Annotated in this window: 21 protein-coding genes; 15 read left to right on the top strand and 6 right to left on the bottom strand. The window is 69.4% G+C overall.

The window, feature by feature from the left end:
- From G4D83_RS40500 to cysI, 9 genes are all read left to right on the top strand, one after another.
- Window positions 1–2162: alpha/beta fold hydrolase (locus G4D83_RS40500; protein WP_163870292.1), on the top strand; the 2162-nt coding region annotated here is incomplete at its 5' end.
- An 88-nt stretch (window positions 2163–2250) separates the two neighbouring features.
- On the top strand, window positions 2251–3474 hold the full coding sequence (locus tag G4D83_RS40495; protein ID WP_163870291.1) for an alpha-hydroxy acid oxidase: 1224 nt from the start codon (window positions 2251–2253) through the stop codon (window positions 3472–3474).
- A 484-nt stretch (window positions 3475–3958) separates the two neighbouring features.
- Entirely contained in the window at window positions 3959–4711 is a 753-nt protein-coding gene (locus tag G4D83_RS40490) for a phosphoadenylyl-sulfate reductase (protein WP_163870290.1), read from the top strand.
- Window positions 4712–4725: 14 nt separating this feature from the next.
- Window positions 4726–5382: a precorrin-2 dehydrogenase/sirohydrochlorin ferrochelatase family protein gene (locus tag G4D83_RS40485; protein ID WP_163870289.1), complete on the top strand. Its 657-nt coding sequence runs from the start codon at window positions 4726–4728 to the stop codon at window positions 5380–5382.
- Window positions 5379–6179, top strand: a complete 801-nt coding sequence (gene cobA, locus G4D83_RS40480; RefSeq protein WP_163870288.1) for a uroporphyrinogen-III C-methyltransferase — start codon at window positions 5379–5381, stop codon at window positions 6177–6179. Before G4D83_RS40485 ends, cobA begins: the two co-directional genes overlap by 4 nt.
- Window positions 6172–7089, top strand: coding sequence for a sulfate adenylyltransferase subunit CysD (gene cysD / locus G4D83_RS40475; protein ID WP_163870287.1), 918 nt, complete (start codon window positions 6172–6174; stop codon window positions 7087–7089). The genes cobA and cysD overlap by 8 nt, the downstream gene beginning before the upstream one ends.
- A complete protein-coding gene (locus G4D83_RS40470; RefSeq protein WP_163870286.1) occupies window positions 7089–8822 on the top strand; it encodes a GTP-binding protein in 1734 nt (577 codons plus the stop codon). The genes cysD and G4D83_RS40470 overlap by 1 nt, the downstream gene beginning before the upstream one ends.
- On the top strand, window positions 8819–10660 hold the full coding sequence (locus G4D83_RS40465) for an assimilatory sulfite reductase (NADPH) flavoprotein subunit (protein ID WP_163870285.1): 1842 nt from the start codon (window positions 8819–8821) through the stop codon (window positions 10658–10660). The genes G4D83_RS40470 and G4D83_RS40465 overlap by 4 nt, the downstream gene beginning before the upstream one ends.
- A 25-nt stretch (window positions 10661–10685) precedes the next feature.
- On the top strand, window positions 10686–12377 hold the full coding sequence (cysI, locus tag G4D83_RS40460) for an assimilatory sulfite reductase (NADPH) hemoprotein subunit (RefSeq protein ID WP_163870284.1): 1692 nt from the start codon (window positions 10686–10688) through the stop codon (window positions 12375–12377).
- Window positions 12378–12390: 13 nt separating this feature from the next.
- Here cysI and G4D83_RS40455 read toward each other — a convergent pair whose 3' ends face one another.
- From G4D83_RS40455 to G4D83_RS40445, 3 genes are read right to left on the bottom strand one after another with little or no spacing between them, the layout of a single operon-like run.
- On the bottom strand, window positions 12391–12987 hold the full coding sequence (locus G4D83_RS40455) for an HD domain-containing protein (RefSeq protein WP_205522843.1): 597 nt from the start codon (window positions 12985–12987) through the stop codon (window positions 12391–12393).
- 45 nt (window positions 12988–13032) lie between these two features.
- Window positions 13033–14091: an SDR family oxidoreductase gene (locus G4D83_RS40450; RefSeq protein ID WP_163870283.1), complete on the bottom strand. Its 1059-nt coding sequence runs from the start codon at window positions 14089–14091 to the stop codon at window positions 13033–13035.
- On the bottom strand, window positions 14088–15287 hold the full coding sequence (locus G4D83_RS40445; protein WP_163870282.1) for an MFS transporter: 1200 nt from the start codon (window positions 15285–15287) through the stop codon (window positions 14088–14090). The genes G4D83_RS40450 and G4D83_RS40445 overlap by 4 nt, the downstream gene beginning before the upstream one ends.
- A 106-nt stretch (window positions 15288–15393) precedes the next feature.
- On the opposite strand from G4D83_RS40445, the gene G4D83_RS40440 reads away from it, so the two are divergent.
- Entirely contained in the window at window positions 15394–16299 is a 906-nt protein-coding gene (locus tag G4D83_RS40440) for a LysR family transcriptional regulator (RefSeq protein ID WP_163870281.1), read from the top strand.
- Between the two features lie 15 nt (window positions 16300–16314).
- Here G4D83_RS40440 and G4D83_RS40435 read toward each other — a convergent pair whose 3' ends face one another.
- Window positions 16315–17178, bottom strand: coding sequence for an NAD-dependent protein deacetylase (locus tag G4D83_RS40435; RefSeq protein WP_163870280.1), 864 nt, complete (start codon window positions 17176–17178; stop codon window positions 16315–16317).
- A 162-nt stretch (window positions 17179–17340) separates the two neighbouring features.
- Here G4D83_RS40435 and G4D83_RS40430 point away from each other — a divergent pair, with 162 nt between their 5' ends.
- Both G4D83_RS40430 and G4D83_RS40425 read left to right on the top strand, forming a co-directional pair.
- Complete coding sequence (locus G4D83_RS40430) at window positions 17341–18984, top strand: M48 family metalloprotease (RefSeq protein ID WP_163870279.1); 1644 nt, start codon at window positions 17341–17343, stop codon at window positions 18982–18984.
- Window positions 18985–19025: 41 nt separating this feature from the next.
- Entirely contained in the window at window positions 19026–19481 is a 456-nt protein-coding gene (locus G4D83_RS40425; protein WP_163870278.1) for a GNAT family N-acetyltransferase, read from the top strand.
- A gap of 229 nt (window positions 19482–19710) precedes the next feature.
- Here the strand turns inward: G4D83_RS40425 and coaA are convergent, their stop codons facing one another.
- Together coaA and G4D83_RS40415 are read right to left on the bottom strand one after the other, a co-directional pair.
- Window positions 19711–20661, bottom strand: coding sequence for a type I pantothenate kinase (gene coaA, locus G4D83_RS40420; RefSeq protein ID WP_163870277.1), 951 nt, complete (start codon window positions 20659–20661; stop codon window positions 19711–19713).
- Window positions 20662–20725: 64 nt separating this feature from the next.
- The gene (locus G4D83_RS40415) at window positions 20726–21457 is read right to left on the bottom strand and encodes a M90 family metallopeptidase (RefSeq protein WP_163870276.1); all 732 of its coding nucleotides are present in this window, start codon (window positions 21455–21457) and stop codon (window positions 20726–20728) included.
- A 171-nt stretch (window positions 21458–21628) separates the two neighbouring features.
- On the opposite strand from G4D83_RS40415, the gene G4D83_RS40410 reads away from it, so the two are divergent.
- From G4D83_RS40410 to G4D83_RS40400, 3 genes are all read left to right on the top strand, one after another.
- Window positions 21629–22993: a BamA/TamA family outer membrane protein gene (locus tag G4D83_RS40410; protein ID WP_163870275.1), complete on the top strand. Its 1365-nt coding sequence runs from the start codon at window positions 21629–21631 to the stop codon at window positions 22991–22993.
- A 114-nt stretch (window positions 22994–23107) separates the two neighbouring features.
- Window positions 23108–26179 (top strand): poly(A) polymerase, encoded by a 3072-nt coding sequence (locus G4D83_RS40405; protein ID WP_163870274.1) that lies wholly within the window; start codon window positions 23108–23110, stop codon window positions 26177–26179.
- An 80-nt stretch (window positions 26180–26259) separates the two neighbouring features.
- Window positions 26260–26466: a hypothetical protein gene (locus G4D83_RS40400; RefSeq protein WP_163870273.1), complete on the top strand. Its 207-nt coding sequence runs from the start codon at window positions 26260–26262 to the stop codon at window positions 26464–26466.
- Window positions 26467–26514 lie beyond the last annotated feature (48 nt).

Genomic DNA, 26514 nt, shown 5'->3' with positions numbered 1-26514 from the left:
CGTCGCTCGCCTATATCGACTTCACCTCCGGCTCCACCGGCAAGCCCAAGGGCGTCGGCTGCACCCACCGCGGCGTCCTCCACACCCTCGTCGGCATCGACTACACCCGCTTCGGGCCCGAGCAGACCCACCTCCTCCTCGCCCCCATCTCCTTCGACGCCAGCACCTTCGAAATCTGGGGCGCCCTGCTCCATGGGGCTCGCCTCGTCGTTCTTCCTCCCGAGCCCCCCTCACTGGAAGAGCTCCTCCAGACAGCGGCCCGTCACGCCGTCACTTCCCTCTGGGTCACCAGCGGCCTGTTCTCCCAGCTCGTCGAGAGCCGCCTCCCCGCGCCCCCTTCCCTTCAGCGCCTCCTTACCGGTGGTGACGTCGTCTCGTCGCTCCATGTCCGCCGCGCGGTGCAGGACTGGGGCATCCCGGTCACCAACTGCTACGGCCCCACCGAAACCACCGTCGTCGCCACCACCTTCTCCATCACTCGTGCCGACGACGTCGGGCCTTCACTCCCCATCGGCAGAGCCACCAACGGCACCCGCCTGCTCGTCCTCGACGCCTCGCTCCAGCCCGTCCCCATCGGCATCGTCGGAGAGCTCTTCATCGGCGGTGATGGCCTTGCTCGCGGCTACGTCGGCCAGCCCGGCCTCACCGCCGAGCGCTTCGTCCCGGACCCGTTGTCCTCCGTTCCCGGCGCCCGCCTCTATCGCTCCGGAGACCTCGTCCGCTGGAACCATGATGGAACGCTCGCCTTCATCGGTCGCGCCGACGCACAGGTGAAGGTGCGCGGCTTCCGCATCGAGTTGCCTGAAATCGAAGCCGCGATGCTCGCGCACCCGTCCATCCGCGAAGCTGTCGCCATCGCGCGTGAAGACGTCCCCGGAGACAAGCGCCTCGTCGGCTACTTCGTCGGTGACGACCTGGACGCCGTCTCCCTGCGCGCGTTCCTCAAGGCTCGGCTCCCCGAGTACATGGTGCCGTCGTTCCTGCTCCGCCTGGACGCGCTCCCGCTCACCTCCAACGACAAGATTGACCGCAAGGCACTGCCTCCTCCCGAGGCCGTCCTCTCCGCTCCTTCGGCCGCCCACGTCGCGCCTCGCACTCCCACCGAGGAGCTGCTCGCCTCCATCTGGGCGCAGGTCCTGCGCGTGCCCCAGGTGGGCGTCGAGGACGACTTCTTCGAGCTCGGTGGACACTCGCTCCTGGCCATCAAGCTGATGGCGCGGATTCGCGAGCGCACCGGTGTCTCGCTTCCCGTCACCGCGCTCTTCCAGGGCTCCAGCATCGAGCGTCTGGCGCCGTTCCTGGAGCAGCAGCAGGACGGCACGCGCGCCACGCCGAACCTCGTCCGTCTGGACTCGGGCACCTCCACCGAGCGCCCGCTGTTCCTCGTCCACGGAGGAGGCGGCAGCGCGCTGAGCTACACGGAGCTGGTGCGACAGCTCGCCCCGAGCCGCCCCATTCATGGCCTCTCCGCGAGCGGCCTCGAGGGAGGCGAGCTGCCCCCCGCCTCCGTCGAGATTCTCGCGCGCGACTACCTCTCCCAGCTTCGCGCCGTACAGCCGCATGGGCCCTACCTGCTCGCGGGCTGGTCCTTCGGCGGACTCGTCGCCTACGAGATGGCGCGTCGCCTCCAGGCCTCGGGCGAGCAGGTGGAGTTGCTCGCCCTGCTCGACAGCCATGCCCCCAAGGCGGAGCCGCGACCGACTCCGGATGCCCTGACGCAGCTCGCGGGCTTCGGACAGGTGCTCGGACTGCCGTGGCGCGAACTCCCGGTGGACCCGGAGCGCCTGGCCCGACTCGAAGGCCGCGAGCGGCTCCGCTACCTGCTGGAGCTGACACGCCGCGTTTCCTCTCAGGCCATCGACCTGGACGTCGACGCGGCGGAGCGACTCTTCGCCCTCTACCAGCAACTGAGCGAGGCCCAGCGAAACTACGTCCCCACGGGCGCGCGGTACGAAGGGCCCACCGTGCTCATCAAGGCCGCGACGCCTCCGCCTGGACTCACCGTGACGGAGGACCTGGGCTGGGGCGCATGGCTCGCCTCCGCGCCGACGGTGCACGAGGCACCGGGCGACCACTACACGATGCTGCGCGCGCCCCACGTCACGACGCTGGCCGAACTGTTCGCCCGTCTCCTCGCCACGCTGAAGCGAGACGCGGCGTGATGCACGCCCACCGCGCTCCCGCTATCGTCACCGCGGCTGCCCCCGGAGTGGCCGCGCCCGGGGGGCACCTCCCGATGGAGCACGCATCATGATTGTCAGCATCGATGACCTGCGCCAGCGAGCACGGCGGCGGCTGCCACGAACCGTCTTTGACTACGTGGAAGGCGCCGCGGATGACGGCTTCACCGTCGACGCCAATCGACGGAGCTTCGACCGGTATCTCTTCCGCGCCCGCACCCTGGTGGACGTGAGCAAGGTGGACCACTCCACCTCACTGCTAGGCGAGAAGCTGGCCACTCCCATCGTCCTGGGGCCCACGGGACTCGCTGGGCTGCTCGCGCCTCGCGGCGAAGAGCTGGCCGCGAAGGCCGCGGCGAGTCGCGGCGCCATCTTCACGCTCAGCACCATGTCCATCGGAACCATTGAAGAGGTGGCCGCCGTGGCGCCCGCGCCCCTCTGGTTCCAGCTCTATGTGTGGAAGGACCGGGGCGTCACTCGTGCGCTGGTGGAGCGCGCGAAGGCGGCGGGCTACCGTGCGCTGTGCCTCACGGTGGATGTGCCCGTCATGGGCAACCGGGAGCAGGACCGACGCAATGGCTTCACCCTGCCTCCTCGCATCCACTTCTCCAACGTGATGGACGTGCTGCGCCACCTGGGCTGGGTGCTGCGCATGTCGTCGAGCCCGCGAGCCACCTTCGGCAACTTCGTGGACCACCCCTCGCTGACGCGCACGGATGCGGTGGGCATCGCCCGCTTCACCAACAGCCAGTTCGACGCGTCGGTGACGTGGGAGGACGTCGAGTGGCTTCGCTCCATCTGGTCCGGGCCGCTCGTGCTCAAGGGCATCACCTGCGCGGAGGATGCGCGGAAGGCCGTCTCGCTGGGCGTCGAGGCCCTCGTCGTCTCGAATCACGGAGGCAGACAGCTCGACTTCCTCCCGGGCGCCATCGACGTGCTGCCGGAGGTGGTGGACGCGGTGGACGGTCGCGCGGAGGTCGTCCTGGACGGAGGCATCCGCCGAGGCTCCGACGTGGTGAAGGCCATCGCCATGGGCGCGCGCGCCTGCATGGTGGGGCGGCCGTTCCTCTATGGCCTCGCCGCCAACGGCCAGGCGGGCGTGGAGCAGGCGCTGGACATCCTCTGCGCCGAGATGGACCGAACGCTCGCGCTGCTGGGCCGTCCTCGGCTCGCGGAGCTGGACCGCACCGCGCTGCGCGTCGATGCGCCGGCCTCCCTGGAACCCACCAGGTCCTCCGCCCGTCGGGAAACATCCACCGTCACGCTGCGCGTGGGTGGGACACTCGACACCTGAGTACCCCTCGGGGACAAAGAGGTCGGGTTGACGGCGTGCCGAGACAGCCGTTAGCTTGCGATTCCGTGTTGATGCCTTCCACCCCGATGGCCGCGCTGTTCCGCCGCTGCTGTCGGTCGTGTGCCTGTTGTGCCCTGTCGGGCCTGGGCTGTTGAAGCGCGCGCCGGAAGCTTCCTGATTCCCTCCGCGCCTCGCCCGGCCCCACCTCCCTCCCGAGGTCTGGGTCTGTTCCGCCGTTTCCCGCACACCGCTTCCCGACGCTCCTCCATGCACCTCGCCACCATCCACCAGAACTCGATGCAGCAGGCGCCCCACGGGGCCCGCTGTGCGTGCTGTCTGGCGTGTGCGTGTGTGGCGTGTCCGCCTGACGGCGGGCCCCGAGCCTCGAGGAGTGGATAGCAGCACCACCCCACCTCCCCTGCTCGCGCGGCCCGCCCTCGAAAGAGGCGCGGGCCTTGTTGTTTTTCATCCCCTGGAGTCCACCGTGTCCGCCTCGTCGTCCCCCACCACTCCTCTCGGAATCGCCCACGAGCCAGCAGAGCTGCTCGCGGAAGCCGCCTCGCTCGAAGCCGCCTCCGCCGAGGAGATTCTCGCCTGGGTGGAGCAGCGGCTCGGAGCTCGCGCCGCCATCGCCTCCAGCTTCGGCGTGGAGGACATGGTCCTCATCGACCTGGCGCGAAAGCACGCGCCCAGCCTGCGCGTCTTCACGCTCGACACCGGTCGCCTGCCACCGGAGACGTACGAGCTCATCGAGGTCGTCCGCAATCGCTACGGCATCCCGGTGGAGACCTACTTCCCGGAGCGAGGCCGCGTCGAGGCGCTGGAGTCGACGCAGGGCTGCTTCTCGTTTCGTCGCAGCCTCGAGGCGCGCAAGGAATGTTGCGCCATCCGCAAGGTGGAGCCCTTGCGACGCGCGCTGCATGGCCGCGACGGCTGGGTGACGGGGCTGCGCCGTGAGCAGTCCATCAACCGCACCGACGTCGCCGTCGTCGAGCACGACCGAGAGCACGGTGGACTCATCAAGCTCAACCCGTTGGCGGCCTGGAGCCGGCAGCAGGTGTGGACGTACATCCAGACGAACTCCGTCCCGTACAACGCCCTGCATGACCGGGGCTACCCGTCCATCGGCTGCGCGCCATGCACCCGCGCGGTGAAGCCTTACGAGGACGAGCGCGCGGGCCGCTGGTGGTGGGAGTCCCGCGAGCACAGCGAATGCGGCCTGCATCCCGTCCGGTGACGTGGACCACGAACATGCCGACCGTCACTCCTGTCGACTATCCCATCTGCCTCCGGCTGGAGGGCCGCCGCGTCCTGCTGGTGGGCGGCGGCACCATCGCCGAGGGCCGGGCCCTGCCCCTGCTCGAAGCGGGCGCGCGGCTCCACCTGGTGTCCCCCGAAGTCACCGACACGCTCCGACGCCTGGCCTCCGAGGGACGACTGGAGTGGGAGCGCCGGACCTATGCGCCGGGCGATGTGCGCGGCCACGCGCTGGTGCTGGCCGCGACGGATGACGCCGAGGTGAATCATCGCCTCACGGCCGAGGCCCGAGCGCTGGGCCTGTGGGTGAACACCGCCGACGAGCCGGAGCTGTGTGACTTCACCCTGCCCTCCGTGGAGCGACGAGGCCCCATCACCGTGGCGGTCTCCACCGCCGGACAGGCCCCCGCGCTGGCGCGCCTCCTGAGGCGTGAGCTGGGCGCCCACGTCGCGCCCCACCACGTGTGGCTGGCGAGGTTGAGCGGCTGGCTGCGCAGGCGACTGCCTCGCGGCCCGGGGCGACAGCGCCTGCTGAAGCGGTTGGTGGAGGGTGAGCTCGGCGCACTGCTCGCGCGCGGTGAGCGTGGAGCCGCCGTGGCTCGGCTCCGTTCGGAATTGAAGACCTTCAAGTCGTCTGGAGAGTTCACATGAAGGAGTCGTCGAGAGGTCGCGTGTACCTGGTGGGGGCGGGCCCCGGAGACCCGGAGCTGCTCACGCTGCGCGCGGCGCGCCTGCTGCGCGAAGCGGACACCGTGGTCCATGACCGGCTCATCCACCCCGGAGTCCTGGAGCACGCGCGTCCCCATGCGCGCCTCATCTACGTGGGCAAGGAAGGCGGGGGCGAGTCCGTCCAGCAGGAAGACATCCACACCGTGCTCATCGCCCAGGCGCGACTCGGCCGCACCGTGGTGCGTCTCAAGGGAGGAGACCCGTTCGTCTTCGGTCGTGGAGGAGAGGAGGCCCTGGCCCTGGAGGCCGCGCGCATCCCCTACGAGGTGGTGCCCGGCATCTCCTCGGGCATCGCGGTGCCCGCGTCGGTCGGCATCCCCGTCACCCATCGGGACGTCTCCGGTGAGGTGACGTTCGCCACCGCGTTCCGCGCGGGCGGCGCGCCGGATTGGGACTTCCTCGCGCGCACCCAGACGCTGGTGCTGTTCATGGCGGGCAACCGCCTGGAAGAGGCCACGGCGGCGCTGGTCACCGCCGGACGGGCCGCCTCCACACCCGCCGCCTTCGTGGAGGCAGGCACCTGGGAGCACCAGCGCGTGGTGGAAGCCACGCTGGGAGACATCGCCCAGGAGGCGCGCAAGGCCGGGCTGGGCTCTCCGGCCCTGCTGGTGATTGGCGAGGTCGTCGCGCTGCGAGCGCGGCTGCCCACGCTCGCTGCGGGGAATCACACGACGGCGGGGGAAGCGCTTCCCCGGTTCGCGGAGGCGGGACATGACTGACGTGACGCACGCTCGCTCAACGCACCTGGAGGAGCTGGAGGCGGAGAGCATCCACATCCTCCGCGAGACGGTGGCGGAGTTCGCCAACCCGGTGATGCTCTACAGCATCGGCAAGGACTCGCAGGTGCTGCTGCACCTGGCGCGCAAGGCCTTCCACCCCGCGCCCCTGCCCTTCCCGCTGCTCCACGTGGACACGACGTGGAAGTTCCGGGACATGTACGCGTTCCGAGACTCCTTCGTCGCGCGCCACGGCCTCCGGCTGCTCGTGCATCAGAACAAGAAGGCGCTCGCGGAGGGCATCAACCCCTTCGACCACGGCAGCCAGAAGTACACGCACGCGATGAAGACGCAGGCGCTGCTGGAGGCGCTCGCGCAGCACGGCTTCGACGCGGCCTTCGGCGGAGCCCGCCGCGACGAGGAGAAGTCCCGCGCCAAGGAGCGGGTGTTCTCCTTCCGCGACAAGCATGGCCAGTGGGACCCGCGTCGGCAGCGGCCGGAGCTGTGGAACCTGTTCAACGGCCGCGTGGACGCGGGCGAGAGCATGCGCGTCTTCCCCCTGTCCAACTGGACGGAGCTGGACGTGTGGCACTACGTCCTGCGCGAGAAAATCCCGGTGGTGCCGCTCTACTTCGCCGCCGAGAGACCCGTCATCGACCGGGGCGGCACGCTGCTGATGGTGGATGACGAGCGCATGCGCCTGCGGCCCGGGGAGAAGCCCACGCTCCGGAGGGTGCGGTTCAGGACGCTCGGGTGCTACCCGCTCAGCGGCGCCATCGAGTCCTCCGCCACCACGGTGGAGGCCGTCATCCACGAAATGGTCCACGCGCGACAGTCCGAGCGCCAGGGCCGACTCATCGACCACGACGAAGAAGGCTCCATGGAGCTGAAGAAGCGCGAGGGGTACTTCTGATGGACACCGCACTCCAGGCCGTCCCGCAACCCGACATCCAGCGGCTCCTCGACGAGCACTCCCACCGCGCCCTGCTTCGGCTCGCGGTGGTGGGCTCGGTGGACGACGGCAAGTCCACGCTCATCGGTCGGCTGCTCTATGAGTGCGACGGCCTCTTCGAGGACCAGATCTCCGCCGTGAGACGGGCCAGCGCGAAGCGGGCGGCGGCTCGCACGGAGATTCCCCCGGAGCTGCTGGCCCAGGGCCTCAAGGCCGCGGCGGGCGCCGGTGACGAGGAGGAGCTGGACTTCTCCCTCTTCACCGACGGCCTGCGCGCCGAGCGTGAGCAGGGCATCACCATCGACGTGGCGTACCGGTACCTGTCCACGTCGCGCCGGAAGATCATCATCGCGGACACTCCTGGGCACCTCCAGTACACGCGCAACATGGCCACGGGCGCCTCCACGGCGGACGCGGGCGTCATCCTGGTGGATGCGCGGCTGGGCGTGCTGCCCCAGACGCGTCGCCACGCGTACATCGCCTCGCTGCTGGGCATCCCCTACCTCGCGGTGGTGGTGAACAAGATGGACCTGGTGGGCTACGAGCGCGCGACGTTCGAGCGCATCGGCTCCGAGTTGGCGGACTTCGCGCACACGCTGGGCTTCGAGGGCGTGCGCCTGTTCCCCGTCAGCGCCAGCCGGGGCGACAACATCACCATCCCGAGTCCCCGCACGCCCTGGCACGAGGGCGGCACGCTGCTGGGCTGGCTGGAGTCGCTTCCGCACCAACGCCGGCTGGATGGCGCGCCCTTCCGCTTCCCCGTGCAGTACGTGCTGCGGCCCCACCAGGATTACCGGGGGCTGGCGGGACAGGTGGCGTCCGGCACGGTGCGCGTGGGGGACGAAGTGCAGGTGTTGCCCTCGGGACGCAGGACGCGCGTACAGGCCATCGACACCTTCGACGGCCCCAGGGAGGAAGCCTCCGCGACGGACTCCGTCACGCTGCGGCTCACGGACGAGGTGGACGCAAGCCGAGGCGACCTGCTGTCCCATGTGGATCAGCCGCCCCTGTCGTTGCAGCACCTGGACGCGATGCTGGTGTGGTTCGGTGAGCAACCGCTGGATGTCACGCGCCGCTACCTGGTGAAGCAGACCACCCGCACCGCGCCCGCGCAGTTCGAGCGCGTGCTGTGGCGCAAGGACCTGGAGGAGCTGGCGGAGGTGCCCGCGGAGTCGCTGGCGCTCAACGACATCGGCCGCGTCCGGCTGGTGTGCCGCCGTCCCCTGCTGTGCGACCCGTATCAGGAGAACCGGCGCACGGGAGCCTTCATCGTCATCGACGCGCTCACCCACGACACGGTGGGCGCGGGCATGGTGCTGGGGCCCGCGGAGTCCACGTCGCGTGCCGGGGTGTCGCTCGTCACGAGCGCCGAGCGGCATGGGCGACTGGGCCAGGCGGGCGCCGTGGTCCTCCTCCCCGCCACACCCGATGCGGCCAGCCGCGCCTTCGCGCTGGAGCGCGAGCTGTTCAACCTGGGCCGTCATGTGGCCACCGTGTCCGGTGACGTGGAGGTGGCCCTGGCCCTGGCTCGCGCGGGACTGTTCGCCCTGGTGTACGCGGAGGCGCCACAGGTCCGGCGCGCGCTGCGTGAGGAGGCCCATGACGCGGGCACGGGCTGGTGGGAGTTGGAGGACGCCGAGGCCCCGGAGCAGTGGGTGCGGCGCCTCACCGCGACACCGGAGAGCGGAACATGAGCGCCTCTTCTCCAGGCAACCTCAGCCTGTCATCCCCGCCCTTCATCGACGCGCTGCTGGGCGCGGAGAAGAGCGCGCGGCTGCTCGAGCTGGTGGCGGGGCTGGACCCGGCGGCGCTGCACTGGCTGAGCGGCTATGCCGCGGGACTCGCGGCACGACCCGGCGTGGCGGCCACGACAGGCGCCATCAGCGTGGCCCCCACGGCGACTCCGGCCGCGCCGCTCACCATCGTCTACGGCACGCAGACGGGAAACAGCCGGCTGGTCGCGGAGCGCCTCAAGCACCAGACGGAGAGCAGTGGACTTCCCGTGCGCATCATCCGGGCCAGTGAGTACCCGGTGCGGGAGCTGGCGCGCGAGAAGCTGCTGGCCGTGGTCATCAGCACGCAGGGAGATGGAGACCCGCCCGATGACGCGCGCGGCTTCTGCGAGCACCTGCTGGGCAAGCGCGCGCCTCGGCTGGAGGGCCTGCGCTACGCGGTGCTCGGACTCGGAGACTCCAGCTATCCGAAGTTCTGCGAGGTGGGACGGGCGCTCGATGCGCGACTGTCGGAGCTGGGCGCCACGCGACTGGTGGACCGCGCCGACTGCGACCTGGACTTCGAGCCCATCGCCACAGGCTGGCTGGACCAGACGCTCGCGCGGGCTCGCGAAGCCATCGAGCCCCGCGCGCCCGCCGTCGCCACCGTCGTCCCGCTGCGAGGCGCCACCACCGCGCCCACCATCAGCAAGGAAGCCCCCTTCTCCGCGACGGTGCTGGTCAATCAACGCATCACCGGAAGGGGCGCGCTCAAGGACGTCCGCCACGTCGAGATTTCCCTCGAAGGCTCCGGCCTGGAGTACGCGCCGGGCGACGCCCTGGGCGTGTGGGCGCCCAATCCTCCGGAGCTGGTGGACGCCGTCCTGAAGCAGCAGCGGTTGGATGGCGCCGAGCCCGTGACGCGCGATGGGAAGACTCAAGCCCTGGCGGTCTGGCTCTCGGAGGGCCTGGAGCTGACGCGCCTGAGCCGGCCCTTCCTGGAGCGCCACGCCACGCTCGGCGCGAGCACGGTGCTCCAGTCCCTGCTGGCGCCCACTGGAGCGGACTCGTTCCGCGCGCTCCTCAAGAGCCATCAGGTCATCGACGTGCTTCGCCAGCACCCCGCGCCCTGGAGCGCGAAGGAGCTGGTGCTCGCGCTGCGCAAGCAGACGCCCCGGCTGTACTCGATTGCCTCAAGCTCCAAGCGCGTGGGCGAGGAGGCGCACCTCACGGTGGCGGTGGTCGACTACACGGCCTTCGGCGAGCGTCACCTCGGGGCCGCGTCGTCCCACCTGGCCACGCGCGGGGCGGACGCGGAATCGGTGCGGGTCTTCGTGGAGCACAACGAGCGTTTCCGGCTGCCGGAGAACCCGGACCGGGACGTGGTGATGATTGGCCCTGGCACGGGCGTGGCGCCCTTCCGGGCCTTCGTGCAGGAGCGCGCGGAGGTCGGCGCGCGCGGACGCAACTGGCTGTTCTTCGGGGAGCAGCACTTCCGCAGCCAGTTCCTCTATCAGTCGGAGTGGCAGGAGGCGTTGAAGAAGAAGACGCTCCACAAGCTGTCGCTGGCCTTCTCCCGCGACACGGCGGCGAAGGTCTACGTGCAGCACCGCCTGCGCGAGTCCGGCAAGGAGCTCTACTCCTGGCTGGAGGGCGGCGCCCACCTCTACGTCTGCGGCGATGCCCAACGCATGGCCCCGGATGTCCACGCCGCCCTGGTGGACGTCATCGCCGAGCACGGTGGCCGGAGCCGCGAGGACGCCGAGGACTGGCTGAAGACACTCCGCGACGAGCGGCGCTACCTGCGTGACGTCTACTGAAGTCCCTTCGCCTGTGAGCAAAGACATGAGCACCCAGCCCAAGCCTCTCTCCGAAGTGGAGCACATCAAGGCGAACAGTCGACTGCTGCGGGGGACGCTGGCGGAGAGCCTGGCGGACCCCGTGACGGGCGCCATCGCCACGCCGGACACCAGCCTCATCAAGTTCCACGGCAGCTATCAGCAGGACGACCGCGACATTCGCGAGGAGCGTCGACAGCAGAAGCTGGAGCCGGACTACAGCTTCATGCTGCGCACCCGGCTGCCCGGAGGCGTGTGCACCGCGGCGCAGTGGCTCGTCATGGACGGGCTCGCGCGGGAGCACGCCAACGGCACCCTGCGCATCACCACGCGGCAGGCGTTCCAGTTGCACGGCATCCTCAAGGGAGACCTCAAGCCGACGATTGCGCGCATCAACGCGTCCCTCATCGACACGCTGGCCGCCTGCGGCGACGTCAATCGCAACGTGCTGTGCAACCCCAACCCCGTGGACACCCGCGTCCATGCGGTGGTGTACGACTGGGCGGTGCGCCTGTCCGAGCACCTGCTGCCGAAGACTCGCGCGTACTACGAGCTGTGGTTGGACGAGGAGAAGGTGGCGGGCGGCGAGGAGGAGCCGCTGTATGGCGCCACCTACCTGCCCCGGAAGTTCAAGGCCGCCGTCGCGGTGCCGCCCGAGAACGACGTGGACCTGTTCGCGCAGGATCTGGGCTACATCGCCATCATCGAGGACGGCGTCCTTCAAGGTTTCAACGTCGCGGTGGGCGGCGGCCTGGGCGCGACGCACGGTGATGCCAACACCTTCCCAAGGCTGGCGGATGTCCTGGGCTTCGTGGCTCCCGAGCGGATGCTCGTGGTGGCCGAGGAGGTGCTGAAAATCCACCGCGACTTCGGAGACCGGGGCAATCGCAAGCGCGCGCGCCTGAAGTACGTCCTCGAGGACCGGGGTGTCGCCTGGTTCAAGGAGGAGCTGGAGCGCCGGCTCGGCTTCGCGCTGGAGCCCACGCGGCCCTTCACCTTCGAGCACAACGGAGACCGCTTCGGCTGGCGGGAAGGCCATGACGGGCGCTGGCACCTGACGCTGCACCTGGACAGCGGCCGCATCGCGGACCGTCCTGGCGCGCCGCACCTCACGGGGCTGCGCGAGATTGCCCAGATACATGGGGGAGACTTCCGGCTGACGCCCAACCAGAACCTCGTCATCGCGGGTGTCCCGCCTGAGTCGAAGGAGCACATCGACGCGATTGTCCGGGCCCACGGCCTGGAGAGCTTCCGGACCTCCAGCCCGCTGCGGCGCAACGCGCTCGCCTGCGTGGCCCTGCCCACGTGCGCCCTGGCCATGGCCGAGGCCGAGCGCTACCTGCCGACCTTCGTGGAGCGCGTGGAGTCGCGGCTCCAGGCCCATGGCCTCCAGGACGCCAACATCCTGCTGCGAATCACAGGTTGCCCCAATGGCTGCGCGAGGCCCTACCTCGCGGAGATTGGCCTCGTGGGCAAGGCCCCTGGTCGCTACAACCTGCACCTGGGCGGAGATGCGCGAGGCCAGCGACTCAACCGGCTCGTGCGGGAGAACATCGACGAGGCGACCATCCTCGATGTGCTGGAGCCGCTGTTCGCGGGGTATGCGAGAGAGCGCCAGCAGGGTGAGGGCTTCGGCGACTACCTGGTGCGGGCGGGGCATGTCCCCGCGCCACCCTCCCGCGCATCTCAGGCCGCCTGAGCGACTCCTCCGCTCACGCGCCGAACAAGCCGCGCTGGCGGGCCTCTTCCAGTCGGCCCTCCAGGTACTCCCACAAGGCGGGGCAACCCGCCTGGATGGGGGGAGCGACGCGCGCCACCACCCGCGCGTGACTGATGCCGTTCTCCCGCCAGCTCTGCCCTTCGTTGGCCAGGTTCAGCAGCACCGGCATCGCGCGGTCCACCGCATGGGCATAGCGGGCCTCGGCGGTCTCCCCCGCTTCGAACTCCTTCCATGACGCCAGGAAGGCGGGCCCGTGCGGTGGAGGCAGCAGGCCGAAGATGCGCTCCGCCGCCGCCAGCTCCGCCGCCTTGCGCTCCTTCCAGCCGCCCTCGACGAAGGCCAGCGTGTCGCCGGTGTCGATTTCTCCCACGTCATGCACCAGGAGCATCCGGACCACGCGGTCCAGGTCGATGCCCGGCGGAGCATGCTGGGACAGGGAGAGGGCCAGCATGGCCAACTGCCAGCTGTGCTCCGCGGAGTTCTCGTAGCGAGCAAGCCCCAGCGGCTTCACCTTGCGAGTCACACCCTTGAGCTTGTCCAGTTCCAGGATGAAGCCGATGACCTGCTGCATTCCGTCGCCCTGAGCCATGCGGGGATTGTTCCCCACGCTCCGGGCGCACTCAACTCCCAAGCGTCAGGGGATGACCTTCGCGCGACGGAAGTCGTCGAAGAGGCGCAAGAACATGGCTTCGGTGTCGACGAACTCATGGAAGCCAAAGCGCCGCGCCTTGGTGCCGTCCGCGAACATGTCGTAGTCCCACGAGAAGACGAAGTCGCCGAAGCGCCAGGAGGACACGTCCTGGTAGGAGTGATTCGCCAGCCCGTGCTTCGCAGTCATGGCCTTCCACAGCGGCTCCTTGTCGGCCATGACGACGTCGAGCGACATCGGCAGCGGTGGAGCGACCTCCAGCTCGAAGTAACGCGCGATTTTCGGCCACAGCTCGCTCCAGCGGAACAGGTCCCCGTTGTTGATGTTGAAGGCCTGGTTCGCGCAGCGCGCCTCCGTCGCCGCCCACACCGTCGCCTTCGCGAGCAGGCCCGCGTCGGTCATCTCCAAGAGCGAGTGGCATGCCCCAGGCTTGCCAGGGAAGCGCAGCGGCAACCCCAGCTCCTTGGAGATGGATGCGTAGACGGCAATCACCAGGGCCAGGTTCATCGGGTTGCCGAGCGCGACGCCGCCCACCACCGACGGACGCAGCGCGGTCCACGTCCACGCCTTGCCCTTCTGCCGCTGTTCGAGGAAGCGCTGCTGGTCCACGTTGAACTCGGGCGGCATGTGGTCCGGGTCCGTCTCCCGCGCGGGCGTCTTGAAAGGCCCCAGGTGTGCGCCGTAGACCTTGTAACCCTGCATGAGGCTGACGTGGCGCAGGCCCTTGGCCACCGGTTCGATGGCCTCCACCACGTTGACGAGCATCGCGAGGTTGGGCGTGACCAGCTCCGCCCACGTCGGCCGCTCCTGATACGCGGCGTAGAAGACATGCGTCACGTGGCCCAGGTCCGCCAGCTTCGCCCGGGTGTCCTCCGCGTCGAGCAGGTCCACCTGTACGTGCCGCACGCGCTCGGAAGCAGGGCCGCCTCGTCGGGACAGACCGATGACTTCCCAGTCCCCCAGTGACGCGAGGTGCTCGATGAGGTTGCGACCGATGACGCCCTGCGCGCCCACCACGAGGGCGACCTTGTCGAGGGCGCTCATGACACACCTCCTTGCAGCACTCGCGTCCCTGGAACACCGGGGCGCCGCTCGCGAGACTCCAGGCGCAACGCCACCAGCACGATGACGATGGCGGACACCGGCACCAGCGCGGACACCCAGGTGAGGGCGCCCAGTCCAGGGCCCCGGTCGATGATGAGGCCGCCGAACCAGGCGCCCAACGCATTGCCGAGATTGAAGGCGCCGATGTTGAGGCTCGACGCCAGGCTCTGGCCGGCCCCCTCCGCCTTCTCCAGCACCCACATCTGGAGCGGTGGCACGGTGGCGAAGGCCGCCGCGCCGAACAGGCCCACGGCGACGACGGTGAGGACGCGGTCATGCAGGACGAAGGTCATCCCGAACAGCACGAGCGCCAGGACCGTGAGGGTGCCGAGGATGGCGGGCACCAGTCGCCGGTCCGCGAGCTTGCCGCCCACCAGGTTGCCCACCACCAGCCCACCGCCGAACACGAGCAGGATGGGAGACACCGCCGACGGGGAGAAGCCACTGAGTCGCGTCAGGAGGGGCGCGATGAAGGTGAACACGGTGAACACCCCGGCGAAGCCGAGCACCGTCGTCAGAAGCCCCAGCAACACCGGCCGTCGGCCCAGGGCCCGCAGGTCGGCGCGCCAGTCGCTCGCCTCGGGTGCCACCTCGTCGCGCGGGACGAATAGCGCAATCACCGCCACGGCGAGCAGGCCAATCAGCGCCACCGCCCAGAACGTCGAGCGCCACCCGAGCGACTGCCCCAGCCACGTGCCCAGCGGCACACCGAGGATGTTGGCCACCGTCAGGCCGGTGAACATGATGGCGATGGCGGACGCGCGCTTGTCCGCGGGCACCAGGCCCGTGGCCACCACGGAGCCCACGCCGAAGAACGTCCCGTGAGAGAGCGCGGTCAGCACGCGCGCGGCCATCAGCGTGCCGTAGGTGGGCGCCAGCGCGCAGAAGACGTTGCCCAGCGTGAAGATGACCATCAGTCCCAAGAGCACGTGCTTGCGGGACCAGCGGCCCGTCAGCACGGTGAGGACGGGGGCTCCGGCCACGACGCCCAGTGCGTAGCCGGAGATGAGCAGGCCCGCCGTGGAGATGGAGACACCCAGGTCGGTGCCCACCTCCAGCAAGAGGCCCATGATGACGAACTCCGTGACGCCGATTCCAAAGGCGCCCGCGGTCAATGCGAACAAGGCCAGCGGCATGATTCGCGGCCCTCCCGTGAAGAAGTTGGATGGGCCCTTGTATGGACGGCACGAATTCGCTGCGGTAGAGCGACGTGCGGAATAGGACTTGTGAGTTCGGCTCACCATGGCTCGTCTGGACGTCAATCGCTTCGGGGAGATGGAAGTCTTCGTGAAGGTGGTGGAGCTGGGAGGCTTCTCCGCCGCGGCGAGGGCTTTCCGGATGACGCCTTCGGCGGTGAGCAAGCTGGTGGCCCGGCTGGAGCAGCGGCTGGGAGCCCGGCTGGTCAACCGCTCCACGCGTTCGCTCCAGCTCACCCCGGAGGGCTGCGGTTTCTATGAGCGCAGCGTGCGAATCCTCGGCGAACTCGACGAGGCCGAGCGCGGGGCCGCCGCGAGCGACGAGCCGAGTGGACGGCTGCGCGTCAACACCAACCCGGCCTTCGGGCGCTGCATCCTCATCCCGCTGCTGCCCGGCTTCCTCGCGCGATATCCCTCGGTGACGGTGGACCTCACGCTGACGGACAAGCTCATCGACCTGCTCGATGACCGCACGGATGTGGCGATTCGCAACGGTCAGCTCAAGGACTCCCAGCTCACCGCGCGCAGACTGGGTGAGACGCGGATGGTCATCGTCGGCTCGCCGGACTATCTCAAGCGCCAGGGCGTGCCGAAGACACCAGGAGAGCTGGCGTCACACAACCGCCTGGGCTTCAGCTACGCGCGCGCCATCGAGGGCTGGCCCCTGACGGAGTCTTCATCACAGCACTCCCTCGCGCCGGTCGGCAACGTCCAGGCGAGCGATGGCGAAGCGCTGCGACAGCTCGTGCTGGCGGGAGTGGGGCTGGCGCGGCTGGCGCGCTTCCAGGTGAAGGGCGACCTGGACGCGGGCCACCTCGTGGTCGTGTTGGAGGAGCACAACCCCGGCGACACGGAGGCCATCCACGCCCTCTTCCTGAGCCAGGGCGGGCACCTGCCCGCGCGCGTGCGGGCCTTCGTGGATTACCTCACCACGCACGTTCGCCTGCCCTGAGGCGCGGCGGGGCCTTCAGCTTCGCGCCAGCGCCTGGGCCAGTCGCGGCAGCACGTCCCCGGCGCTCGCCTCCACGCACAGGTCCGCCAGCTCCACGCCGCGACACTCGCCAATGTTGACGATGGCGATGGGCACGTGGCGCTCGGCGGCGCGTACCAGGAAGCGATAGCCGGAGTAGATGGCGAGCGACGAGCCCACCACCAACAGCGCGTCTCCCTCTTCCAGCAAGGCGAAGGCATCCGCCACCGTGGGCGCGGGCACGTTGTCGCCGAAGAACACCACGTCCGGCTTCAGCGTCCCGCCACAGCGCACGCACGCGGGCACCTGGAAGGACTGGAGCGCCTCCGAGGACAGCTCCGCGTCGCCATCCGGCCGCAGCTCCAGCACCTCGTGGGCGAAGTCCGGGTTGAGCGACAGGAGGCGCGCCTGGAGGTCCACTCGCGCCTCCTGCGCCCCACAGTCCAGACAGCGCACCCGCGCCAGCGCACCGTGCAACTCGATGACACGCGAGCTGCCCGCGGCGTGGTGGAGCCGGTCCACGTTCTGGGTGATGAGCCCTGGCACGTGCCCGTTCCGCTCCAGCGCCGCCAGCGCCTGGTGCGCGGGATTCGGGTGGGCGGAGGCGAAGCGGGGCCAGCCGAGCAGGCTCCGGGCCCAGTAGCGAGCCCGCACCTCGGGACGCTGGAGGAACTCCCGGTGCTGGATGGGATTGCGCGCGCGGGCCCGCGTCCCCGGCCCCCTGTAGTCCGGGATGCCCGACTCGGTGCTGCACCCCGCGCCGGTGAGCACCACGGTGCGCCGTCCTCGCAGCAGTGAGACCAGCGCATCCACGTCCTGGCTGGCTCCGGGAACAAGCGACGTCTGCGACGAAGGGGTCATGGCGGCCTACGTATAATGGCCTCCCCGGTGCCTTGCCCAGACTCCGTATCGTGCCCGCGCGGGCGTCGACCGCGCCTCCCACCTCGCGGGGCAGGCCGACGGCCGGGCCTCTGCTCGAGGCCCGTGTTAGGCTGACTCGCAGGGGCCAGTCCGAGGAAGTTCATGTCCGCGTGGGTATTTCTCCTCCTCGAGGAGCAGCACCGGTGGCGGCTCATCGTGGGGATTCCACTCGCGATGGCGCTGTTCCTGGGACTGGGACTGCTGTTCTCCTGGCTCGCCGGGCGCGCGCTGTCGTCAGCGCAACTCGGTCAGCTCCAGACGGACCACCAGCACCTGCTGCGCGAGGAGCAGACGGCGAGCGAACGGCGCGTGGACCGGTGCTACAGCGTGGTGCTCTGGTTCTCGTCACTGCTGTTCTATGTCGCAGTGCCGATGATGGTGGTGCTGACGCTGGCCGCCTCCGGTGCACTGCTCCTCGCCATGACGCAGATGCCCGTCATCCCCCTGAAGCTCATGCTCATCGTGATGCTCGCCTGCATCGGCGGAATCGTCGGCATCTTCCGGGGCCTGTTCATCCGCGACTCGCAGCTGGACGAGGGCCGCGCACTGAAGCGCGAAGAAGCCCCGCGCCTCTTCGCCGCACTGGAGGAAGTGGCGACCATCGCGAAGTCGCGCGAGGTGGACCGAGTCCTCATCGACGCGGGCACGGGAATCGGGGTGAGCGAGCGAGGCGGACGACTGAGGGTGCTGCTCGGCGGCGGTGAGCGCGTCCTGCGCCTGGGGATGGGCGTCGTGCGACGGCTCACCGTCTCCGAGTTCAAGTCCATCCTCGCGCACGAGTACGGCCACTTCTCCCACGGCGAGACGCGGCTGACGCCCATCATCGGCCGCATCCAGGCCCAGATGGTCCGCACGGTCCACGCCATCCAGGAGGGAGGCTGGGCCATCATCAATCCCGTGTGGTGGTTCCTGCGCGCGTACTTCTTCGTCCACCTGCGCATCACCGCCGGGCACGGACGCCGCCGGGAGTTGCTCGCGGACCGGATGTCCGCGCTCGCCTACGGCGGTGACACCTTCGGCCGTGCGCTGACGAAGGCGATGGAGAGCAGCGACGCGTTCAGCCGGAGCCTGGAAGTCGCCGCGAGGCTGCGAGCGACAGGACGTCCCACGAAGGACCTGTTCCACACCATGGACGTCGTCGCGAGGGACACACCGCCCGCGTTCCAGACCTTCCTCCGCGAGCGACTCTTCTCGCGCGCAGTGGACGCGTACGACTCCCACCCGCCCGCCGCCGAGCGCATCGAGCGCGTCACGGGCCTGTCCGGCCACCGCCCGGTCGAGGACGACTCCGCGCTGACACTGTTCGCCGACGCCGGGACACTCACCGCCGAGCTGGGGGGCGAGCTGCTCTCCACCCTGGAGAACACACTGGCGGGCCAGGGCCATGAGGCCGCCGCACCCGTGGACGTGACGGACGCGGAGCGGGACAGGCTCGCCGCCGCGCTCGCCCTGCATCACGCGGCCGTCGTCCTGGGCGAGCACCAACACCCCGCCGCCTATCCCCTCCTCCAGGAATCGGTGGGTCGCATCGAGGAGACCGCCGGAGAGCAGCACCCGTACCTGGTGCCGCTGCTCACGGACCTGTCGAAGCTCCACGTCGAACACGAAGCGCTCGAAGCCGCGAGACAGGCGCTCCAGCGCGCCATCGCCATCGTCCAGTCGCGACCGGACCACGTGCCACACGAGGTGGACGCGCTCAACGTGTTGCTGTCGGAGATTCCCAGCCACGAGTCCCGCACCACCTGAGCCTCCGCGCGGAGCGCGCATCCGTGGTAGACGCCTTGCGCATGCCGAACTGGCAATGGAAGGCGTTCTCGGAGCTGACGCTGGACGAGCTGTATGACGTGCTCGCCCTGCGGCAGGAGGTGTTCGTGGTGGAGCAGAAGTCGCTCTACCTGGACGTGGACGGACTGGACAGGAGCGCGGACCACCTCCTCGCCCATGAGGGCGCTCTCCTGGTCGCCTACCTGCGCATCCTCCCGCCCGACGTGAAGTTCCCGGGGGCCACCAGCATGGGCCGCGTGGTGACGTCGCCCAAGGCACGAGGCCGGGGCCTGGGCCGCGAGCTGACGCAGCGAGGTATCACCCGGCTCGAAGCGCTCTACCCCAACATGGACATCCGCATCTCCGCGCAGGACTACCTGCGGGCCTTCTACGCGAGCCTCGGCTTCGACGCGGAAGGTGACATCTACGACGAGGACGGCATCCCGCACATCGAGATGGTCCGCCGTCCTCGCCGTTGAGCGCCCTGACGCCCGGGATTCCGGAGCGTGCGGCCAGTCCGGAGGTTGGAACGCGCTCAGTCTCACTGCATGAGGAGCGCGAGGCCTCCGTCAAGAAGGCCCTCTGGAGCAGCGGGCCATGGGGTTGGTCCAGGAGCAGGAGGACCCGATGCTGAAGGCGTGGCTGCGCGCTCGACTCGCGGGCCTGGAGGATGGCTCGCTGTGCGGGACGCCCGCTCCGACGCCGTGACTACAGCTTGCGCAGCCGCACGCGCTTCACCTTGTGGTCCGGGCCCTTGAGCAGGATGAGCCGGGCGCGCGAGCGCGTGGGCGCGATGTTCTGCGCCAGGTTGGGGCCGTTGATGTCGCCCCACACGGACTCGGCCATGGCCACGGCCTCTTCCTTCGTCAGGTCCGAGTACCGGCGGAAGTAGCTGCGCTCGTCGCGAAACGCCGTCTGCTGGAGCCGCAGGAAGCGGTCCACGTACCAACGACGGATGTCCTGCTCGCTCGCGTCCACGTAGATGGAGAAGTCGAAGAAGTCCGACAGGAACGTGTGCGGCACCCGCTGCCCGGTGGCGCCGGACTGGAGGACGTTGAGCCCTTCCAGGATGAGGATGTCGGGCTGGCGGATGACCTTCGCCTCGTCGGGCACCACGTCATAGACGAGGTGGGAGTAGACGGGCGCCGCCACCTCCGCGCGCCCCGCCTTCAGCTCCGCGAGCAGGCGCACCAGCGCGCGCCGGTCATAGCTCTCCGGGAAGCCCTTGCGCTTCATCAGCCCGCGCTCGGTGAGGATGCGGTTGGGGAAGAGGAAGCCGTCCGTCGTCACCAGCTCCACGCGCGGGTGGTCCGGCCACCGGGCGAGCAGGGCCTGGAGGATGCGGGCCGTGGTGCTCTTGCCCACCGCCACGCTGCCGGCGATGGCGATGATGAACGGCACCTTGCTCGTGGAGCCACCCAGGAACGCCTGCTGCTCCATCCACAGTCGCTGCGCCGCGGCCACCTGGAGGTTCAGCAACCGCGACAGGGGCAGGTAGACATCCGAGACCTCTTCCAGGTCCAGTTGCTCCCCCAGGCCGCGCAGGCCGTCCAGGTCCTCCGTCGTGAGCGTCAACGGCGTGGACTCGCGCAGCGCCCGCCAGGCTTCGCGCTCCAGCTCGACGAACATGGACACCGAGGGCGCGGCGGGTGCGGACATTGAGTGTCTCTCCTCCGGATGCTTGATACCGCGCCTACCACAGCGCCGCGGTCCGCGCGCGGGCTCAGGTGCCCGAAGCCGGGTCCCAGCCGTAGAAACGCTTCAGCTCTTCATACAAATCCGGCGTCTTCTCGCGCATCTTCACGGGGCGCTCGAAGAAGTTCTCGGTGGCCACCGCGAAGAACTCCGCCTCGTTGACGGCCCCGTAGTCATCCAGCACCTGGCGCTCCCGGGGGCGGCCCTCCTGGAGTGCGTGGTAGTGCTCGCTCATCACCGCGGCCCAGGTCCGATAGTGCGAATAGCTGCGCAGCTTCGGTGTCCCGTCGAAGGCGCCATCCGCGCGGTCCAGGACGTGGGCGAACTCGTGCGTGGCCGTGTCGTGGCCGTCGTCCGGATTGCGCAGGCCGCCGAGCACCGCCGCCCAGGAGAGGATGACGGAGCCCCAGTTCTTCGCCTCGCCGAGCACCACGCCAGTGCGGTCCGGCAGGAGGAAGGCATCGGGGTAGACGATGACTTCGCGCAGCCGGTCGTAATAGGACAGGTCCAGGTGCACCACGAGCTGCACGGCGGTGGCGGACACGACGACGCGAATCTCGTCGGTGATTTCCAGCCCGCCCGCGCCGATGAACTCCTTCTCCCAGGCGAAGACCTTCAGCTTGGAGAGGAAGTCCTCGCGCAGCGCGGGCGACAGCGTGGCGAAGAAGGGCACTCGCGCGTCGAGATGACCGAGCCAGTCGGGAGGAAAGGGTCGACGCATGAGACGTCGGCGCCGGAGCTGGCTGAAGAGGCCGGTCATTCGGTCGGCGCCCCGGGGACCCCCAAGGCTTCCTGGAGACAGGCATAGCAAATGTTTCGCGGAAGTTCCTTGTCCACAGTCCATGACCCCACCGGACACCGGGAGCGGTAGGGTGGGCCCCGTGGGTCCAGGCCGGCGGCCCCGAGGCAGTCACGGGACGTGCGACGAGTCATGAGCAGACGTGTGGCGAAGTGGTGGGTGGCCCTGGGAATCGCCCTGATGTCGGGGCAGGCAGGCGCGCAGGGACCGGGGCAGGTGGTGGACGAGGTCGTGGTGCGAGGCCCCGAGAAGACGCTCCCGGAGACGGTGCGCTCGTATTCGCGCATCGACGCTGGCGACGAAATCACCTTCGAGGAGTTGGACAAGGTCGAGCGACGGCTCGTGGCCACCGGCCTGTTCCAGGAGGTGAAGGCGCGAGTCGAGCCCACGGGCCCCAACCGTGTGCGCCTCATCCTGGAGGTGGAGGACAAGGCGTCCTGGGTGGTGGCTCCCACGTTCGCGCTGTCTTCTGACAACGTCGGCGGCGGTCTCTTGTACGCGGAGAACAATCTCTGGGGCCGGGCCAAGAAGTTCGCGACGGCCGCGCAGGTGAGCACCGCGGAGAGCGGCTTCTTCGCCGGATACCTGGACCCGAACCTCTTCGGCCTGCCGCAGCTTCGGTTCAGCCTGGAGGGCCAGCTTCGCAGCGACCGCATGGACGAGTACCAGCCCGGAGCGGGACAGGAGGACCCGAAAGTCGTGCGCCGGACACGAATCAACTCGGCGTCCATCTCCAGCGAGCTGGGGGTGATGCTCTTCGAGCGCGTGCGCGCCGCCGTGAAGTACCGGCTGATGAGCATCGACGCGAAGTCCCCGGACCCGGAGAAGGAGGTCACCACGCCCGCGTTCTCCATCGGGCCGTCGCAGCGAGATTCCTCCCTGCGCCTGATGGTGGGAATCGACACGCGGCAGAACCTCCACGCGGTGATGGAGGGCGTCAACCTGGAGGCGTCCTACGAGGTGTCGAACCCGGGCGTGTGGAGCGAGTTCCGCTACGAGCGCTTCGGGTTGCTGTACCGCCATGGATTGCGCCTCTTCGAGGAGCACAACCTGGTGCTGCGGGGCGAAGCCGCCGCGGGCGTGGACCTGCCCTTCCACCAGGAGCTGGTGATGGGAGGCAACGGCCTGCGGGGCTTCGTCCACCGTCAGTTCCGAGGCGACACCCGCCTGTCCTTCATCGCCGAGTACCACTTCCCCCTCTTCACCATCCGCTCCCTGTCCTTCCGGGGCGTGGGCTTCTCCGACACCGGGTTGATGATGTGGCGCGAGCTGCCCGCGGACCGCGAGCTGCGGGACGTGAACGGGCGCGTGGTGCGCGGCTATCTGCCCGACAGCAAGAGCGGGTTGAAGGGCGCCACCCTGGCGCAGGGTGTGGGCGCGGGACTGCGGCTCTATCTGCGCAACCTGGTGCTGCCCCTGGTGGGCGTGGACGCGGCCTACGGCGTCAACTCGGGGGAGTTCCGTTTCTATCTGGTGGCGGGAGTGAGCCCGTCCTGAGGCAGACTGTCAGCCGGGCTGGCGGCATGGCGTCAGGTGCGACGCCTCCGCTGGCCGTGGTGCCCCAGGTCTGGTGTCGTCAGCGAAGTTCCCCTTCTCAGGTGAGTGCTCGCCATGTCCCAGGAACGCTTCACGACGAGCCGCGAGGTGTACCACCGCATCCGGTGGGACCCTCGACTGGAGGCTCGCGAGTTCGTCATCGGCTACGACGCGCACGGCGAGGCCCTGGACGAGATGCCCTTCGAGGCCTTCGTCCCGGATGGAGAGATTCCGTGGCACCGCGTCTGGTACTTCAAGCGCGGACGCGAGGTGATGTGGGACCGCAAGGAACGCATCGACCGGCTCAGTCACTCCGCGTCCCCCACCGAGGAGCCCGCGCCCGCCCCACGTCGGACGAGCGCGGCTCCAGGCTTCACGCCCCTGCCCTCGTATCGGTACGACACACGCGCCGCGGCGTGGACGAAGGCCTCCCCCACCCCGAACGAGGTGCTGGCGACACCGGATGTGCTCACCGTCGCCACGTTCAACGTCCTCTTCGATTTGTATGACGCGGAGAAGCTCGACACCGAGCGCCGGACTCCGGCGACGCTGAAGCTGCTGCGAGAGACGGACGCGGACGTCATCGCCCTCCAGGAGGTCACCGCTCCCTTTCTGCAAGCACTGCTCGCCGAGTCGTGGGTGCGTGAGCACTACTGGCTGTCGGACGGCCCGGTGGCGAGCACCGTGGAGACCTACGGACAGGTGCTCCTGTCGCGCTTGCCCTTCGCGTCGGTGTGGCAACGCGTCTTCTCTCGGGACAAGCGCATCATCGCCGGTGAGCTGAGGCTGGCGGGCAGCTCGCTGTGGGTGGCCACGCCGCACCTGACGAGCAATCGAGAGGCATCCGGTGCCGCCGCGCGCGTCGTGCAGGTGCAGGCGCTGCTCGACTGGGCTCGCTCGTTGGGCGCCACGGACGAGGGCGGTGCACCGGATATCGTACTCGCCGGTGACTTCAACTTCGGCGCGGGTGAGGACGAAGCGCAGTCCTTCACCCAGGCAGGCTTCGTGGATGCGTGGCCGACGTTGCGACCCGCGGAGACGGGGGAGACCTACAACCCCCTGCTCAACACGCTGGCCGCGCTCACCACCACGTCCGGGCGACTTCAACGACTGGACCGCGTGCTGGTGAAGTCCCCTTCGGGTCGGTTCGCGCCCGACGCCATCTCGCTTTTTGGCGAGGCTCCGCTGGACGGGGCGCCCGCGCCCGCTGGGGGCGCCCTCTTCGCGTCGGACCACTACGGCATCCGCTGCGTCCTCCATCGAGCGGTCTCCTCGCGACCTGACGTCGCGCAAGGAGCGGAGCGGCGGGTCCACCACACAGCGGTGGTGCTCATTCCGCCGGAGACCTCCTGGCCTCCCATCCAGGCCCTGCGCAAGAAGCACGACGCGAAGTTCGAGCGGTGGATGCCGCATGTCACCCTGCTCTACCCCTTCCTCCCGGAAGAGGACTTCGACGCCGCCGAGGCCGTGCTCGCGGAGACCCTGCGCGACCTCGAGCCCTTCGAGGTGACGCTCTCCGCGTTCGACCACTTCGAGCACCGCGTCAACTCGACGGCCTGGCTTCGACCGGACGACGAGCCCCGAGGCGCGCTGGCGGCGCTGCATGCGAAGCTCGTGGCGGCCGTGCCCGAGTGCGAGCCTCCGGGCCATGGCTTCACACCGCACCTCTCCGTGGGACAGCTTCCCCGCTCGGACGATGGGGAGCAGGAGCGGACGCTCGCCACGTGGGCGCGAGGCTGGCGTCCCCTGCGCTTCCAGGTGGGCGAGGTCTGCATCATCCGCCGGAAGGGGGACACACCGTTCGAGGTCGTCCGCCGCATCTCCCTGGGCAGGTCCGCGAGGGGACAGGAAGACGCCACGCTGCACGCGGTGCTCGCGTCCGTTGGCGTGGGCGCGTCCGAATCCGCCAGGGCGTCCAGGGCCCGGGCCGTGGAGCGACTGAGCGGGCTCTGCGAGCGCGTGGGGACCACGCTGCATCCCTATGGCTCCTCACTGCTCGGCACGGATGGACCGGACAGCGACGTGGACGCGGTGGCCATTGGACCTGCGTCCCTGTCTCGTGAGGACTTCGCGCACGCGCTGCTTCGCGAGCTGGCGAAGTCGGAGCCACCCGGCGCCGCGCGCTTCGTGGCCGACGCGGCCATTCCCCTGGTGAAGCTGGTTCTGGAAGGCGTGAGCTTCGATGTCTCGTATGCCAGCCGTCCCGAAGGCGTGGCGGCTTGCGAGCCCTCGACGTTGCTGGCGCTGCATGGCGAGGCGCTTGATTCCGCGGGGCTCCGCTCCGTCCTGGGGCTCGCGGACACGCAAGGGGTGCTGGACGCACTCGGCGACGATGAAGGACAGCGCGAGCGCTTCCGGACCCTGCTTCGCGCGGTGAAGGCGTGGGCCAAGGCGCGGGGCGTCTACTCCCATGCGCTCGGATATCTCGGTGGACTGTCGTGGACGGTGCTCGCGGCGTGGGCCTGCACGCGGGTGGCGCCTGGCACTGTCAGGAGTGACGCGGAATTGCTCGCCCACTTCTTCGGGACGTTCGCCTCCTGGCCCTGGCCGCAGCCCGTGGCCCTCACGCCGGAGACCGCGCGCTACCGCCCGGATGGCAAAAGAGACCTGCTGCCCGTCATCGCACCGGCGGCTCCCGCTCGGAATACCGCGCGCAACGTTTCGCGCTCCACGTTCCGCGTCCTGAGGGACGAGTGGGCTCGCGCGGGGAAGCTCGTGGCCGAAGCCCGCGCCTCGGGTTCGCCCCAGGCATGGGAGGCGCTGTTCCAGCCGCTCGACTCCACCCAGGACCTGCCCACCCACCTGCGCCTGTCCGTCGAAGCGACCTCACACGAGGCCCATGAAGCCGCCATGGGCTGGGTCCTCGGCCATCTCACGGCCCTGGTCTACCGGCTGGAAGGTGACCGACGGCTCGCCGTGCGCCCACTTCAGGCCACACCCGGCAAGGGCCCCGTCCTCATCGGCCTGAGCACCCGGGAGGCCCAGGATGCGAGCGCGCTGACCTGGAAGCCGGGCAGCCCGCTCGTCGAGGCGGTGGAGTCCTTCCGCGCTTCCTATCTGGAGTGGCAGCACCGCCCCAAAGGCACCTCGCTCCAGGTGGAATGGCTGCGGGGAAACAACAGGGGCGGCCTGGACCCACAGTCCTGACCTTGTCACGAGTTGGCAAGGTCTGAGCTTTTTCACAAAGACAACGATTAGTCTTCGCGCCTCCTTTTCAAGGAGGCTGTATGGGCAAGCGTTGGAGTGGTGCGACGGCCGCCGTGGTGGCCTCACTGGTCCTGCTGGCGTGCGGCGGAATCATGACGGAGTCCGACGGTTCGCAGGCCATTGGCAGCCTCCAGCAGCCCACGAAAGCGGGGTTCTATTACCCGTGCGGCGATGGCAGTTGCGATGGGAATGAGGCGGTCACCTGCCCCTCGGACTGCTGCGTTTAACCCAGACCAGGAGGGGCACCCGCCGTGTCCCTTCCATGGCAGGTCCTG

The organism is Myxococcus eversor, assembly GCF_010894455.1.
GTDB classification, from domain to species: Bacteria; Myxococcota; Myxococcia; order Myxococcales; family Myxococcaceae; genus Myxococcus; species Myxococcus eversor.
This window is presented reverse-complemented; position numbering and strand designations above follow the sequence as displayed.